The following is a 14,180-nucleotide window of genomic DNA, read 5'->3' on the forward strand; positions in this document are numbered from 1 at the left end:
CACAGGCCTCTCACCGGCCTTTGAACTGCGCTACGTTGGCACTTCGGGCATCGGTTTGCGGCTGGCCGGCCACGCCCAGGCGCTCGCCGGACTGGGCGTCGAACAGCAGCACTTTCGACGGATCGAATTGCAGCGTCAGGGTTTCCCCCGGCTGCGGTGCCACGTCCGGCGCCAGGCGGCAGCAGACCTTGGTGTCGTTGAGGTTGACGAATACCAGGGTGTCCGGCCCGGTAGGCTCGGTGACCTGGACTTCGGCGCGGATGGTCGGCAGGCCATTGGGCTCGCTGCCGGCCAACGCGATCTGTTCCGGACGCATGCCCAGGATGACTTCGCGGTCTTCCAGGCCGGCGTCCTGCATGCCCAGCGGCAGCTCGCAACGGGCCTGGCCGCTGTCGAGCAGTGCCAGCAGGCGACCGTCCTTGCGTTGCAGGCGCAGCGGGATGAAGTTCATCGGCGGCGAACCGATGAAGCTCGCCACGAACAGGTTGGCCGGGTTGGTGTAGATGTCTTTCGGCGTGCCGAACTGCTGGATGATCCCGTCCTTCATCACCGCCACTTTGTCCCCCAGGGTCATGGCTTCGATCTGGTCGTGGGTGACGTAGACCGTGGTGGTCTTCAGGCGCTGGTGCATCAGCTTCATTTCGGTGCGCATCTCGACCCGCAGCTTGGCGTCGAGGTTGGACAGCGGTTCGTCGAACAGGTAGATCTTCGGCCGCCGCGCCAGGGCCCGGCCCATGGCCACGCGCTGTTGCTGGCCGCCGGAAAGCTGGCCAGGCTTGCGATTGAGCAAGTGCTCGATCTGCAGCAGCTTGGCCACGCGGTTGACTTCTTCGTCGATGTCCGACTGTTTCATCTTGCGGATTTTCAGGCCGAACTCGATGTTCTCGCGCACGCTCATGGTCGGGTACAGCGCGTAGGACTGGAACACCATGGCGATGTCGCGATCCTTCGGGCTCATGCCGCTGACATCCTGGTCACCGATCATGATGGCGCCGCCAGTGATGGTCTCCAGGCCGGCGATGCAGTTCATCAGCGTCGACTTGCCGCAGCCCGACGGGCCGACGAGGATCAGGAACTCACCGTCCTTGATCGACAACTCGATGTTCTTCAGGGTATCCGGCAGGCCGGCACCATAGGTCTTGTTTACATTGCGAAGTTCAAGCGTTGCCATGATTACCCCTTGACTGCGCCGGCCGTCAGGCCGCGCACGAAATACTTGCCTGCCACCACATAGACCAGCAGGGTCGGCAGCCCGGCGATCATCGCCGCCGCCATGTCCACGTTGTATTCCTTGGCCCCGGTACTGGTGTTGACCAGGTTGTTCAGCGCCACGGTGATGGGTTGCGAATCACCGCTGGAGAACACCACGCCGAACAGGAAGTCGTTCCAGATCTGCGTGAACTGCCAGATCAGGCAAACCATGATGATCGGGGTCGACATTGGCAGGATGATCCGCCGGAAAATGGTGAAGAAACCCGCACCGTCCAGTCGCGCCGCCTTCACCAGCGCATCGGGAATGCTGACGTAGTAGTTGCGGAAGAACAGCGTGGTGAATGCCAGGCCGTAGACCACGTGCACGAACACCAAACCGGTGGTGGTGCTGGCCAGGCCCATCTTGCCAAGGGTGAACGAGGCCGGCAGCAGGACGGTCTGGAACGGCAGGAAGCAGCCGAACAGCAACAGGCCGAAGAACAGCTGCGAACCGCGGAAGCGCCACATCGACAACACGTAGCCATTCAAGGCACCGATGGCGGTAGAGATCAGCACCGCCGGGACGGTGATCTTGATCGAGTTCCAGAAGTAGCCGTCGACCGTGGCCCAGGCCTTGACCCAACCGATGCCGCTGACCACGGTCGGCCAGCTCAGCAGGTTGCCGGTGCTGATGTCTTCCGGCGTCTTGAAGCTGGTCAACAGCATGACCACCAACGGCACCAGGTAAAGCAGTACGGCGAGGATCAGCACCGCGTAGATCGCGATGCGACTCAGGCTGATGGAGGGTTTGGCAGCGAGACTAGTCATGACGCTTGGTCCTCAGCTCGGAGTACAGGTAAGGCACGATGATCGCGAGGATCGCACCGAGCATCAGGATTGCACTGGCCGAGCCCATGCCCATCTGGCCGCGACTGAAGGTGAACGAATACATGAACATGGCAGGCAGGTCGGAGGAATAACCCGGGCCACCGGCTGTCATCGCCGCCACCAGGTCGAAGCTCTTGATCGCGATGTGTGCCAGGATCATCACGGCGCTGAAGAACACCGGGCGCAGGCTCGGCAGCACCACTTTCCAATAGATGCGCGGCATGCTCGCGCCATCGATCTGGGCGGCACGGATGATCGATTGGTCGACACCCCGCAGGCCGGCCAGGAACATCGCCATGATGAAACCCGACGCTTGCCACACCGCCGCGATCACCAGGCAATACACCACGCGGTCCGGGTCGATCAGCCAATCCAGGCGGAAGCCTTCCCAGCCCCAGTCACGCAACAATTTGTCCAGGCCCATGCCCGGGTTGAGCAGCCATTTCCAGGCCGTACCGGTGACGATCATCGACAGCGCCATCGGGTACAGGTAAATGGTGCGGATGAAACCTTCGCGACGAATGCGCTGGTCCAGGAACACGGCCAGCAGCACGCCGATCACCAGGGTGATGCCAATGAACAGGCCGCCGAACAGCGCCAGGTTCTTGCTCGCCACCCACCAGCGGTCGTTGTCCATCAGCCGCGCATACTGCGCCAGGCCTGCCCATTTGTAGTTCGGCAGGAACGTCGAAGTGGTGAACGACAGGACGAACGTCCACAAGATATAGCCATAGAAGCCCACCAGAACGATGAACATGCTCGGCGCCAGCACCAGTTTCGGGAGCCAGCGCTGCAATGCATCGAACGGCGAGGCCTTGCTGAACACAGCAACAGAACTCATGGGAAGATCCAAAACAAGGTTACAGGGGTATCCCTCTGTGGGAGCGAGCTTGCTGGCGATGACGGTGTGTCAGTGACTCATCTGCTACCTGACACTCCGCTATCGCGAGCAAGCTCGCTCCCACAAAGGGACCGCGGCGCTAATTACTTGGCTGACTGAACCGCTGCACCCAATTTCTTGGCAGCATCGGCCGGGTCGGCTTTCGGGTCGTTGATGTAGTTGGTCACCACATCGAAGAACGCACCCTGTACCGCCAGCGTGGTCGCCATGTTGTGCGCCATGCTCGGCTGCAAGCCGCCGGACTTGGCGTCCGTCAGGAAGTCCTTGGCCGCGGTCTGGGCGCAGGAGTCGAAACCGTACTTGGCCATGTCGCCCAGCATGTCGTTGCGCACCGGGATCGAGCCCTTGTTGATGCTGAAGACTTTCTGGAAGTTCTCACCCAGCACGACCTTGGCGATATCCTGCTGGCCCGCCGCAGTGCCTGCGTCCTTCTGCTTGAACACCGCCAGGGAGTCGATGTTGTAGGTGAAGGCCTTGTCGGTGCCCGGGAAGGCCACGCACTCGTAGTCCTTGCCGGCGACTTTCTTCGCGGCGGTCCACTCGCTCTTGGCCCAGTCACCCATGATCTGCATGCCGGCCTTGCCGTTGATGACCTTGGCTGCTTCGAGGTTCCAGTCCTGGCCCTTGCCGTCGGCGTCCATGTAGGTCGCGACTTTCTTCAGCTCGGTCAGCGCCTTGACCATTTCCGGACCGGTCAGGGCCTTGTTGTCCAGGTCGACGAGGGCCTTCTTGTAGCCCTCGGCACCCATGACCGAGAGCACCACGGCTTCGAACACGGTGCTGTCCTGCCAAGGCTGGCCGCCATGGGCGAGCGCAATGAAACCCGCCGCCTTGAGCTTGTCGCCAGCCGCGTAGAACTCGTCAAGGGTGGTCGGGTTCTTGGTGATGCCGGCTTTCTTGAAGACTTCCGGGTTGATCCACAGCCAGTTGACGCGGTGGATGTTCACCGGCACGGCGACGTAGTCACCTTCGTACTTCACGGTATCGGAGACTTTCTTGTCGAGCAGGCTGTCCCACTTCTCGGCCTTGGCGACGTCCTCGAGGATGTCGGTGTCGAGCAGCCCGGTGGACGCCCACTCCTGGATGTCCGGGCCCTTGATCTGGGCGACACCCGGTGGGTTGCCGGCCACGGCACGGCTCTTGAGTACGGTCATGGCAGTGGAACCACCACCACCGGCGACAGCGCCGTCCTTCCAGGTAAAGCCGTCTTTTTCTACCTGGGCCTTGAGCACATCGACCGCGGCTTTTTCGCCACCCGACGTCCACCAGTGGACGACTTCCACGGAACCTTTGGATTCGGCGGCAAGGGCAGTGACGGGAAATGCTGCGACGGGAAGCAGGGAAGCAAGAGAAATGACAGTAGCGAGGCGAGAAATCGCATTCATCTAGAATTACCTTTCTTGTTGTTATGCATGCAAGTCTGGAGCTTGCGCTGCATGGATTCTAATCAGAGGGAATCCCTTCGCAGGTAACGAAGGGACGTGCAAATGTCACGACATGGTTACACAGGTGCAGGGCTGGATAACCGCGCCAGGGCTGACGCCATGCTCGGTGCCAGGGGCAGGCGTGGAATCAGGACTGCTTGCCAGGCGTGATACAGGTCCGGCTTGCCCGGCCAGATATCGGCGCTGGGGCGGTTCTGCGGATCGAGTTCGTGATGCCAACTGCCGTTGCAGCGATCGATGAAATGCTTGTCACAGAACTCCCAGAAACGCCGATACCAGGCTTCGTATTTCGCCTCGTCGGTGCGCTTGAGCAAGGCGCTGGCCGCGGCCGCCGCTTCGGCGTGGACCCAATGCAGGCGGTGGCGAACCACGGCGCGGTTGTCCCAGTCCAGGGTGTAGACAATGCCCGGCGCACCATCGACGTCCCAGCCGTGGCGGCAGTTCTGGTCGAAGAGTTTTTGCGCGTCCTGGGCCAGCCAACCCGGGGTCAGCATGCCAATCTGCACCCGCGCCGCTTCAAGGTGCAGCAACAACCGCGCCCATTCGAAGCCGTGGCCGGGCGTGGTGCCGTAGGGGCGAAAACCATCGGCGGGATTGTCCTGGTTGTAGTCGCGCAGTGGCTGCCAATGGCGATCGAAATGTTCCACCACCAAGTAGTCGTTGGCGGCGGCATGGTCATGGATCACCCGCTCGACGATACGCAGGGCGCGGGCCAGCCAACGCGGATCGTCGGTGGCATCGGCCAGGGCGAGAAAGGCTTCGGTGGCGTGCATGTTGCTGTTGGCGCCCCGATAGGCCTCTTCCTCGCGCCAGTCGCGGTTGAAGGATTCGCGCATGGCGCCCTCTTCTTCGCACCAGAAATGCGCGTCGATGATCCGCACCGCTTCGTCCAGCAACGCAGGGGCGCCGGGACGCTGGGCCACCACCGCGGAACTGGCTGCCAAGGCGACGAAGGCATGCAGGTAGGCGGCTTTGCCGGTGCTGTCCGCATCGGGTTGCGACGTGGCGAACCAGCCACCATGCTCGGCATCGCGCAAGGGGCCGTTGAGGGCCTGGATACCGTGGTCCACCAGCTCGGCGAAACCCGGCAAGCCCTGGATGTGGGCCATGGCGAAGCTGTGGGTCATGCGCGCGGTGTTCATGGTTTCGGCCCGGGCATCGGCCGGCAGGCGCCCAAGCTCATCCAGGTTGCCAAAGCCGTCCGGCAGCTTCGAGGCCTTGGCGAACGCCAGCAGCCGCACGCCTTCATCGGCGAGCCAACGCTGGTGGGCAGGGGCGTTCAGCCAACTGCTGAAGGCCGGTTGGAAGGTGTCCATCGGAGTACCTTTTTTGTTGTTTTGACGCAGGGAGTCTAAACAAGGGAGGGCGAGTGGCAGGTAACGAAAGGGGCGAGTTATGTCACCGAGTTGTGACATTCCTTGAGAGATGCGTTGAGGCGACTGGCGCCTTCGCGAGCAGGCTCGCTCCCACACTGGATCTTCGGCGTTCACAAAATCCCTGTGGGAGCGAGCCTGCTCGCGAAGAACGATAACGCGGTGTTGCTAATCCACACTACGAGGCAACTGCAACGTCACCCGCAACCCCCCTTCACGAAGGTTCTGCAGGCTCACCTCGCCGCCATGGCTGTGGGCAATGTTGCGGGCGATACCGAGGCCCAGGCCATAGCCCTGCTGTTGCCCGGCGAGACGGAAATGCGGCTCGAAAACTTGCTCCAGGCGCTGTTCCGGCACACCCGGCCCTTCGTCGTCGACGTGCAGGATGAACGCGGTTTCATCGTCATCAATGTGCAGGTGGGCGTTCTGTCCGTACTTCAAGGCGTTGTCGATCAGGTTACCGATGCAGCGCTTGAGGGCCAGCGGCTTGCCGGGATACGGCGCCAGCGCCCGGCCATCCTGGGTCACCCGGCCATTGCCGTTGGGCGCCAGGTACGGCTCGACCAGGCAATCGAGCACATGATTGAGGTCCACCGGCTCGATGTTCTCGTGGATGTCGGTGTCCTTGACGCATTGCAGCGCGCCTTTGACCAGCAGCTCCAGTTCATCCAGGTCACGGCCGAACTTGGCTTGCAGGTTTTCGTCCTCCAGCAGCTCGACCCGCAGCCGCAATCGGGTGATCGGTGTACGCAAGTCGTGGGAAATCGCGCTGAACAACTGGCTGCGCTCCGTCAGGTAACGGCTGATGCGTTCGCGCATGGCATTGAACGCCCGCCCCACTTCCACCACTTCGCTGCCGCCGCCCTCGGCCACCGGCTCCACCTCGGCACCCAGGGACATGTCCCGCGCGGCCCGGGCCAATCGCTTGAGGGGCCGGCTCTGCCAGTGCACCAGCAAGCCGATGAACAGCAACAACAGGCTGCTGGTGAGCACGATGAAACCGACCTGTTGCTTGGGCAGGTCTTGTTCTTCGAGGCTGGTGTAGGGTTCGGGCAGCAGCGAGGCGATGTACAGCCACTCACCCGGCGCCATCTGGATTTGCGTGACCAGCACCGGTGGATTTACCGGCTCCAGGGTCAGGGCATAGTGGGCCCACGAACGAGGCAGTTCATCGAGCTTGAGCCCGGCATTGAAAATCCGCAGGTCGTCGGGGCTGACGAACGTCACCGAGATGTCGGCGTTATGACCCAAGGAGCGGCGCAGCACTTCATCCACGGCCGTGAGCACCGCCTGCTTGCGCGGCGTCACTGGCAGCACGTCCATGCCCAGGGGTTTGTCGTTGAGGGTGACGACGAACCGCGTGCCGCCCATGCTGCGCAACTGGTCCAGCACCAACGGCCGGTACGCCACGGGCAGCGAGCGCAAATAACTGACGCTGGCGGTCATCGAATGGGCCAGGCTGCGGGCGCTGGTGACCAGGCCTTCGAGCTGAGTCGCGCGCAATTGCGAAACCCAGATCAGGCTGGACAGGGTCTGGGCGAACAGCACCACGAGCAAGGTCAGCAACAACATCCGGCCCAGCAACGAGCGTGGCACCGGTACCCGCCGGGCGATTTTCTTGATCCCGTCAATGACCATTGCTGGCAACCACACTGGCCGCCAGCTGGTAACCGCTGCCCCGCACCGTACGAATCAGCCGCGGCGGCTTGTCGGTGTCACGCAGGCGCTGGCGCAGGCGGCTGACCGCCATGTCGACGATCCGGTCCAGGGGCATCAGCTCACGGCCACGGGTCGCGTTGCCAATGGTGTCGCGGTCGAGGATTTCCTGGGGATGGTCGAGAAACAACTTGAGCAAAGCGAAGTCGGCACCGGAGAGAATCACTTCTTCACCGTCGGTATGGAACAGCCGATGGCTGACCATGTCCAGCCGCCATTCATCGAAGGCCAGCACTTCGCCGCCGGCGCGTTCCTGGCCGAATTGCGCCCGGCGCAGCAGCGCCTTGATGCGCGCCTGCAGTTCACGCGGGCTGAAGGGTTTGCCCAGGTAATCATCGGCGCCCAGCTCAAGACCGATGACCCGGTCGGCCTCGTCGGAACTGGCGGTGAGCATGATGATCGGCACATGCGCCTGGCGTGGATGTTGGCGAACCCAGCGGCAAAGGCTGAAGCCGTCTTCATCGGGCAGCATGACATCGAGGATCACCAGGTCGCTCGGTGCATCGTTCAACGCCTGGCGAAACCCGGCGCCGTCGGGCGTGGTCCGCACGTGGAAACCCGCACGGCTGAGGTAGGTGTCCAGCAGCTCGCGAATCTCCTGGTCGTCGTCGACCAACAAAATCGATTTGTTTACTGAACTCACGGGCCTCGTCCTTGTTGTTTGGATGGGGGCGATTATGCCTGATGGACGGGTTCTACAAACACACTGCAAAACCTTGTGGGAGCGAGCTTGCTCGCGATAGCGGAGTGCCAGTCACCTTGATGTTGGCTGATAGGCCGCTATCGCGAGCAAGCTCGCTCCCACAGGGGGGGACATTTTCAAACTTCAAGCTGCGGCGGATTGCTCCAACGCCACGCCCGCGCCCATCAGGCCGGAGTATGGCGCGGTCACCAGCCAGACCGGAATGCCCTTGAAATAATCGCTCATGCAACCCTTGTCGGCGAAGCACTTGGCGAAACCGCTTTCGAGGAAGAAATCGGCAAAGCGCGGGACCACGCCACCGACGATGTAGACGCCGCCGCGTCCGCCCAGCGTCAACACATTGTTGCCCGCCACGCGCCCCAGCCAGCGACAGAACTGCTCCAATACTTCCAAAGCGATTGGGTCGCCAGCCAGGCCGGCCGCGGTGATGGATTCGGGGGTATCGAGCACTGGCACATGGCCGTCCACGGCGCAAATGGCCCGGTACACCCGAGGCAAACCGCTGCCGCTCAAAGCGGTTTCGGCGCTGACGTGGCCGATCTCGTTGTAGATGTGCTGCCACAACTGGGTTTCCCGCGGGCTGCTCATGGGCAGGTCGACATGGCCGCCCTCCCCCGGCAACGCGGCGAACCGGCCCTCACCCAGATCCAACAGCGTACCGACGCCCAGCCCGGTGCCCGGCCCGATCACCACCGCCGGGCGCATCGGCTCCGGGGTGCCTTCGCACACGACCCGGTATTCATCGGGACGCAAGCGAGTCATGCCCAGGGCCATGGCCGAGAAATCGTTGACCAGCAACAGCTTCTCCACCTGCAACCTTTCGCAGAACGCCAGGTTGCTCAAGCGCCAGTGATTGTTGGTAAAACGAAACTCATCGCCGCTCACCGGACCCGCCACCGACAGGCACACCGAACCGATGGCGCCCGGCTTCAGGCCCATGCCACTCAAGTAAACCTCGATGGCATCTTCCGGGCAGGCGTAATCCGCCGTGGCCAGCACCTGGATGTTTTCCAGGGTGTGATTTTTCCACAGCGCGAAGCGTGCGTTGGTCCCACCGATGTCACCGACCAAAGCCAGTTTCAATTAAGCGTCTCCAGGGCAGAAGTGAAGGCGCTGGCGCCCTGCTCCGCCGAGCTGAAGGCCATGCGCATGAAACCGAACAGCTCGCGACCAGTGCCGATGTTGTTGCCCAACAGGCCCTTGGCCGGCGTGCGCGCGGCAAATTCCTCGGCGTCCACCTTCAGTTCCAAGGTACCTTTGACGCCATCGACACGGATGATATCGCCCTCCTGCACCCGGGCCAACGCACCACCGACATAAGCTTCCGGGCTGACATGGATGGCCGCCGGGATTTTCCCCGATGCGCCGGACATGCGCCCGTCGGTCACCAGCGCCACTTTGAAGCCGCGATCCTGCAGCACACCGAGGAATGGCGTCATCTTGTGCAGCTCCGGCATGCCGTTGGAGCGCGGGCCCTGGAAGCGCATCACCGCGACAAAATCTTTTTCCAGCAGGCCGGCCTTGAAGGCGTCCGCCAGGTCCTGTTGGTCCTGGAAGACCATGGCCGGGGCCTCGACCACCTGGTTTTCCAAGGCCACGGCCGAGACTTTCATCACGCCGCGGCCGAGGTTGCCTTCCATCACCCGCAACCCGCCTTCTGGCGAGAAGGCGCGGGCCACCGGGCGCAGGATGTTTTCGTCGAGGCTTTCGATCGGACCGTCGCGCCATACCAGCTCGCCGTCCTCGAGGAACGGCTCCTGGGTGTAGCGGCTCAGGCCGTGACCGAGCACGGTGTTGACGTTTTCGTGAAGCAAACCGGCTTCCAGCAACTCACGGATCAGGAACGACATGCCGCCCGCCGCCTGGAAGTGGTTGATGTCGGCCTTGCCGTTCGGGTAGACGTGACTCAGGGTCGGCACCACCTCGGAGAGGTCGGCCATGTCCTGCCAGGTCAGCTGGATACCCGCCGCCATGGCAATGGCCGGCATGTGCAGGGTGTGGTTGGTGGAGCCGCCGGTGGCATGCAGCGCGACGATGGAGTTGACCAGCGAGCGCTCGTCAACGATTTCGCCGATGGGCATGAAATTGCCGCTTTGCTTGGTCAGGCGCGTCACCTGGAACGCCGCTTCACGGGTCAGGGCATCGCGCAGCGGCGTGTTCGGGTTGACGAACGAGGCGCCCGGCAAGTGCAGGCCCATCACTTCCATCAACAACTGGTTGGTGTTGGCGGTGCCGTAGAAGGTGCAGGTGCCGGGGCTGTGGTAGGACTTCATCTCCGATTCCAGCAGCTCTTCGCGGGTGGCCTTGCCTTCGGCGTAACGCTGGCGCACGTCGGCTTTTTCCTTGTTGGAAATGCCCGAGACCATCGGCCCGCCGGGCACGAAGATCGTCGGCAAGTGACCGAAGCGCAGCGCGCCCATCATCAGGCCCGGAACGATCTTGTCACAGATGCCGAGCATCAGTGCGCCGTCGAACATGTTGTGGGACAACGCCACCGCCGTGGACAGCGCGATCACTTCGCGGCTCGGCAGGCTCAGTTCCATCCCCGCCTCGCCCTGGGTCACGCCGTCGCACATCGCCGGCGTGCCACCGGCGAACTGGCCGACCGAGCCGATTTCGCGCAGGGCTTTCTTGATCTGTTCCGGGAAGGTTTCGTAGGGCTGGTGAGCCGAGAGCATGTCGTTATAGGACGACACGATGGCGATGTTGGCGGCGTTCATCATCCGCAGATGGTGCTTGTCTTCGGTGCCGCAACCGGCCACGCCATGAGCGAAGTTGGCGCATTGCAGCTTGCCACGCATCGGACCGTCGCTGGCGGCACCACGGATCAATGCAAGGTAAGCCTCACGCGTGGCGCGGCTGCGGGCGATAAGCCGTTCGGTGACCTCAAGAACGCGGGGATGCATGTGTAGAACTCCAGGCTAACGGATGTGGCGACCTGATTGTCTATGCTGGTCAAAAGCCCGCTGCACGCCGTGTGGAAGGCGAGGCGACAGACGGTTTTTGACCATTCGGACCAGTTGATTCAGGTCACTCGTTGTAGATAAAACAAAATATTGCCACTAAAAAGGCTTGTTTTCTATTTTTATGCGAATAATCTTGTAATTCCAACAACAAATCGACGGCGGCGCAGTTAATGACTCTTCGAATCGCAATCAATGGTTTTGGCCGCATCGGCCGCAACGTCCTCCGTGCACTGTATACCCAAGGCTACCGTCGCGACCTGCAGATCGTCGCCATCAACGACCTGGGTGACAGTGCAATCAATGCCCATCTGCTCAAGTTCGACACCGTGCATGGCACCTTCGATGCCGACGTCCAGCACGATCACGAAAGCCTGACGGTCAATGGCGACCGCATCTCGGTCAGCGCCATCCGCAACCCGGCCGAACTGCCCTGGGCCGCCGAGAAAATCGACGTCGTGTTCGAATGCACCGGTCTGTTTACCGACCGTGCCAAGGCAGCCGCGCACATCAGCGCCGGCGCCCGCAAGGTGATCATCTCGGCCCCGGCCAAGGGCGCCGATGCCACCGTCGTGTATGGCGTGAACCATGACATCCTGCGCCAGTCCCACCAGATCATCTCCAACGCGTCGTGCACCACCAACTGCCTGGCCCCGGTGGCCCAGGTGCTGCACCGCGAGCTGGGCATCGAAAGCGGCCTGATGACCACTATCCATGCCTACACCAACGACCAGAACCTGACCGACGTCTACCACAGCGACCCGTACCGCGCCCGTTCGGCCACCCAGAACATGATCCCGAGCAAGACCGGCGCCGCCGAAGCGGTGGGCCTGGTGCTGCCGGAACTGGCAGGCAAGCTGACCGGCATGGCCGTGCGCGTACCGGTGATCAACGTCTCCCTGGTCGACCTCACCGTGCAGCTCAAGCGCGAAGCCTCGGCCGAAGAAGTCAACGAACTGCTGCGCCATGCCAGCCAGCATTCGAAGATCCTCGGCTACAACACCCTGCCGCTGGTCTCCAGCGATTTCAACCACAACCCGCTGTCGTCGATCTTCGACGCCAACCACACCAAGGCCAGCGGCAAGCTGCTCAAGGTGCTGGCCTGGTATGACAACGAATGGGGCTTCTCCAACCGCATGCTGGATAACTGCCTGGCGTTGTGTAACGCCGAGTAACTGCCACGGTAGTTCTTGAGCTTTTCTGTGGGCGCTTTTCTGTGGGAGCGAGCTTGCTCGCGAAAGCGGTGTATCAGCCAACATCAATGGCGACTGACACTCCGTCATCGCGAGCAAGCTCGCTCCCACAGGGTTACAACATCGATGAAATGAAGGCTTGACCCGTCACGCAGATGATAAGCATTATCATCTGCTAGAACCGGATCGGGCCCTACCGTGAGTCAATCGCGCTTTCATCATGTCTTCCTCGCCCAGCGCACGCCGCTGCTACGCACCCTCGAGCGCATGGTCAGCAACCCCAGTACCGCCGAAGACCTGCTTCAGGAAACCTACCTGCGCGTCACCCGAGCATTGGCCGAACGTACGGTCGAGCACCTCGAACCCTTTGTTTTCCAAACCGCCCGCAACCTGGCGCTGGACCATCTGCGTGCCCGGCGCATCCAATCCCGAACGCTGTTGGACGACGTACCGCTGGAAGTCGTCCACAACGTCGTCGCCCCCCAGAGCAGTGCCGAGGACGCCGCCCATGCCCAGCAACTGCTCGAGCGCCTGGACGTCAGCTTGCAAGCCCTGAGCCCGCGACAACAGCAGATCTTCATTCTCAGTCGCCTGCATGGCCACAGTTACCAGGAAATCGCCGAACGGCTCGGTGTATCCCTGAGCACCGTGCAGAAGGAACTGAAGCTGATCATGGCGATCTGTGTGGGTGTGGCGGAACGCAACCTATGAACTTCACGCTGCGTACAGGCTTGCCTCCTACTGCCTGCGGCTTGTAGCTTGTGCGGGCCGCTAATAAGAGAACCCACCGTGACGGACTACTCCCCTTCTCCTGAGCCGACGCCGGAAACCGCCCATGCCATGGAGCAGGCGCTGGACTGGCTGATCCTGCTGGACAGCCCCAGCGCGGAACAGACGCGGCAGTTCCAGGCCTGGCTGGCGGCCGATCCACGTCACGGCGAAGCGTTTGCCCGGGCCCAGGCGATCTGGAACGGCCCGCAGGTGCTGGAAAGTGCCCGCCGGCTGGAAACCGCGCCCAAGGTCACCGCGCTGTCGCGCCTGCGTGCCCATTGGAAACCCCTGGCCACCGCCGCTGTTCTGTTTCTCGGCCTGTTCAACTTCAGCGACCTGCCTCTGCATCTCCAGGCCGATCACCTGACCGTGGTCGGTGAGCGCCAGCGCCTGCAATTGGAGGACGGTTCCAAGGTCCTGCTCAACACCGATTCGGCCTTCTCCAGCACGTTCAACGAACAACGGCACGTGGCGCGCCTGTACAAAGGCGAGGCCTTCTTCGAAGTCCCGGGCAACCGCACCCTGCCGCTGGAAATCGATGCCGGCCCGGTCACCGCCAGCGTCAGCGACACCACCTTCGCCGTGCGTTACCTCGACGGTGTGGCCCAGGTCCAGGTGCAGCGCGGCGATGTGGACCTGCGGGCCAACCGCAACGACACCCATGTGCGGCTGTCGGCCGGGGAAAGCATCCGCATCGGCCCCAACGGCTTCGACCACCCGGCCCGGCTCGATGCCAGCACCGAGCTGGCCTGGGTCCAGGGTCGACTGGTGTTCGAGAACCGGCCGCTGAGCCAGGTACTGGCCGAGCTGCGCCGCTACTACCCCGGCTGGATCATCAACAGCAACGAACAGTTGGCCAACGTCGCGGTGACCGGCAATTACCGCCTCGATCAGCCGCTGGACGTGGTCCGTTCCTTGGCCCACATCACCTCCGCGCGCCTACAGGAATTCCCGGCGCTGGTGATTCTGAACTAAATGAGAATTATTTTTACTCGATAGGCTTCGCTGGTTCGTCTCGTTATAGCCAATGCAATTG

At 62.3% G+C, this 14,180-nt stretch carries 12 protein-coding genes; 3 read left to right on the forward strand and 9 right to left on the reverse strand.

From position 1 onward, the window contains the following. Window positions 1-10: 10 nt before the first annotated feature. The 9 genes from ACIPQ1_RS08615 to edd form a co-directional block, all read right to left on the reverse strand. Window positions 11-1,171: an ABC transporter ATP-binding protein gene (locus ACIPQ1_RS08615; RefSeq protein ID WP_411386691.1), complete on the reverse strand. Its 1,161-nt coding sequence runs from the start codon at window positions 1,169-1,171 to the stop codon at window positions 11-13. Window positions 1,172-1,173: 2 nt separating this feature from the next. After that, the gene (locus tag ACIPQ1_RS08620) at window positions 1,174-2,019 is read right to left on the reverse strand and encodes a carbohydrate ABC transporter permease (RefSeq protein WP_003198539.1); all 846 of its coding nucleotides are present in this window, start codon (window positions 2,017-2,019) and stop codon (window positions 1,174-1,176) included. Further along, window positions 2,012-2,920, reverse strand: a complete 909-nt coding sequence (locus tag ACIPQ1_RS08625; protein WP_003198535.1) for a carbohydrate ABC transporter permease — start codon at window positions 2,918-2,920, stop codon at window positions 2,012-2,014. The genes ACIPQ1_RS08620 and ACIPQ1_RS08625 overlap by 8 nt, the downstream gene beginning before the upstream one ends. A gap of 143 nt (window positions 2,921-3,063) precedes the next feature. After that, window positions 3,064-4,365 (reverse strand): ABC transporter substrate-binding protein, encoded by a 1,302-nt coding sequence (locus tag ACIPQ1_RS08630; protein ID WP_411386690.1) that lies wholly within the window; start codon window positions 4,363-4,365, stop codon window positions 3,064-3,066. A gap of 116 nt (window positions 4,366-4,481) precedes the next feature. Further along, window positions 4,482-5,741 (reverse strand): D-mannose isomerase, encoded by a 1,260-nt coding sequence (locus ACIPQ1_RS08635; RefSeq protein ID WP_411386689.1) that lies wholly within the window; start codon window positions 5,739-5,741, stop codon window positions 4,482-4,484. A gap of 225 nt (window positions 5,742-5,966) precedes the next feature. Next, entirely contained in the window at window positions 5,967-7,436 is a 1,470-nt protein-coding gene (locus ACIPQ1_RS08640) for an ATP-binding protein (protein ID WP_186709229.1), read from the reverse strand. Then, window positions 7,426-8,157, reverse strand: a complete 732-nt coding sequence (locus tag ACIPQ1_RS08645; protein WP_186709230.1) for a response regulator — start codon at window positions 8,155-8,157, stop codon at window positions 7,426-7,428. Before ACIPQ1_RS08645 ends, ACIPQ1_RS08640 begins: the two co-directional genes overlap by 11 nt. A 183-nt stretch (window positions 8,158-8,340) precedes the next feature. Next, window positions 8,341-9,300: a glucokinase gene (locus ACIPQ1_RS08650; protein WP_250963233.1), complete on the reverse strand. Its 960-nt coding sequence runs from the start codon at window positions 9,298-9,300 to the stop codon at window positions 8,341-8,343. After that, on the reverse strand, window positions 9,297-11,123 hold the full coding sequence (gene edd, locus ACIPQ1_RS08655; protein WP_186709232.1) for a phosphogluconate dehydratase: 1,827 nt from the start codon (window positions 11,121-11,123) through the stop codon (window positions 9,297-9,299). The genes ACIPQ1_RS08650 and edd overlap by 4 nt, the downstream gene beginning before the upstream one ends. A 230-nt stretch (window positions 11,124-11,353) precedes the next feature. On the opposite strand from edd, the gene gap reads away from it, so the two are divergent. The 3 genes from gap to ACIPQ1_RS08670 all read left to right on the forward strand — a co-directional run bounded on the left by gap (window position 11,354) and on the right by ACIPQ1_RS08670 (window position 14,119). Continuing rightward, a complete protein-coding gene (gene gap / locus ACIPQ1_RS08660) occupies window positions 11,354-12,355 on the forward strand; it encodes a type I glyceraldehyde-3-phosphate dehydrogenase (RefSeq protein WP_003184623.1) in 1,002 nt (333 codons plus the stop codon). A 216-nt stretch (window positions 12,356-12,571) separates the two neighbouring features. Then, on the forward strand, window positions 12,572-13,084 hold the full coding sequence (locus tag ACIPQ1_RS08665; RefSeq protein ID WP_053119086.1) for an RNA polymerase sigma factor: 513 nt from the start codon (window positions 12,572-12,574) through the stop codon (window positions 13,082-13,084). A gap of 129 nt (window positions 13,085-13,213) precedes the next feature. Beyond that, on the forward strand, window positions 13,214-14,119 hold the full coding sequence (locus ACIPQ1_RS08670) for a FecR family protein (protein ID WP_446534043.1): 906 nt from the start codon (window positions 13,214-13,216) through the stop codon (window positions 14,117-14,119). Window positions 14,120-14,180 lie beyond the last annotated feature (61 nt).

It is taken from the genome of Pseudomonas sp. LARHCG127 (genome assembly GCF_052871455.1).

Bases quoted from the DNA above. Each gene is read 5' to 3' on its own strand.
- gap (WP_003184623.1), top strand. From the start codon at position 11,354: ATGACTCTTCGAATCGCAATCAATGGTTTTGGCCGCATCGGCCGCAAC.
- ACIPQ1_RS08635 (WP_411386689.1), bottom strand. From the start codon at position 5,741: ATGGACACCTTCCAACCGGCCTTCAGCAGTTGGCTGAACGCCCCTGCC.
- edd (WP_186709232.1), bottom strand. From the start codon at position 11,123: ATGCATCCCCGCGTTCTTGAGGTCACCGAACGGCTTATCGCCCGCAGC.
- ACIPQ1_RS08625 (WP_003198535.1), bottom strand. From the start codon at position 2,920: ATGAGTTCTGTTGCTGTGTTCAGCAAGGCCTCGCCGTTCGATGCATTG.
- ACIPQ1_RS08620 (WP_003198539.1), bottom strand. From the start codon at position 2,019: ATGACTAGTCTCGCTGCCAAACCCTCCATCAGCCTGAGTCGCATCGCG.
- ACIPQ1_RS08640 (WP_186709229.1), bottom strand. From the start codon at position 7,436: ATGGTCATTGACGGGATCAAGAAAATCGCCCGGCGGGTACCGGTGCCA.
- ACIPQ1_RS08630 (WP_411386690.1), bottom strand. From the start codon at position 4,365: ATGAATGCGATTTCTCGCCTCGCTACTGTCATTTCTCTTGCTTCCCTG.
- ACIPQ1_RS08615 (WP_411386691.1), bottom strand. From the start codon at position 1,171: ATGGCAACGCTTGAACTTCGCAATGTAAACAAGACCTATGGTGCCGGC.
- ACIPQ1_RS08670 (WP_446534043.1), top strand. From the start codon at position 13,214: ATGGAGCAGGCGCTGGACTGGCTGATCCTGCTGGACAGCCCCAGCGCG.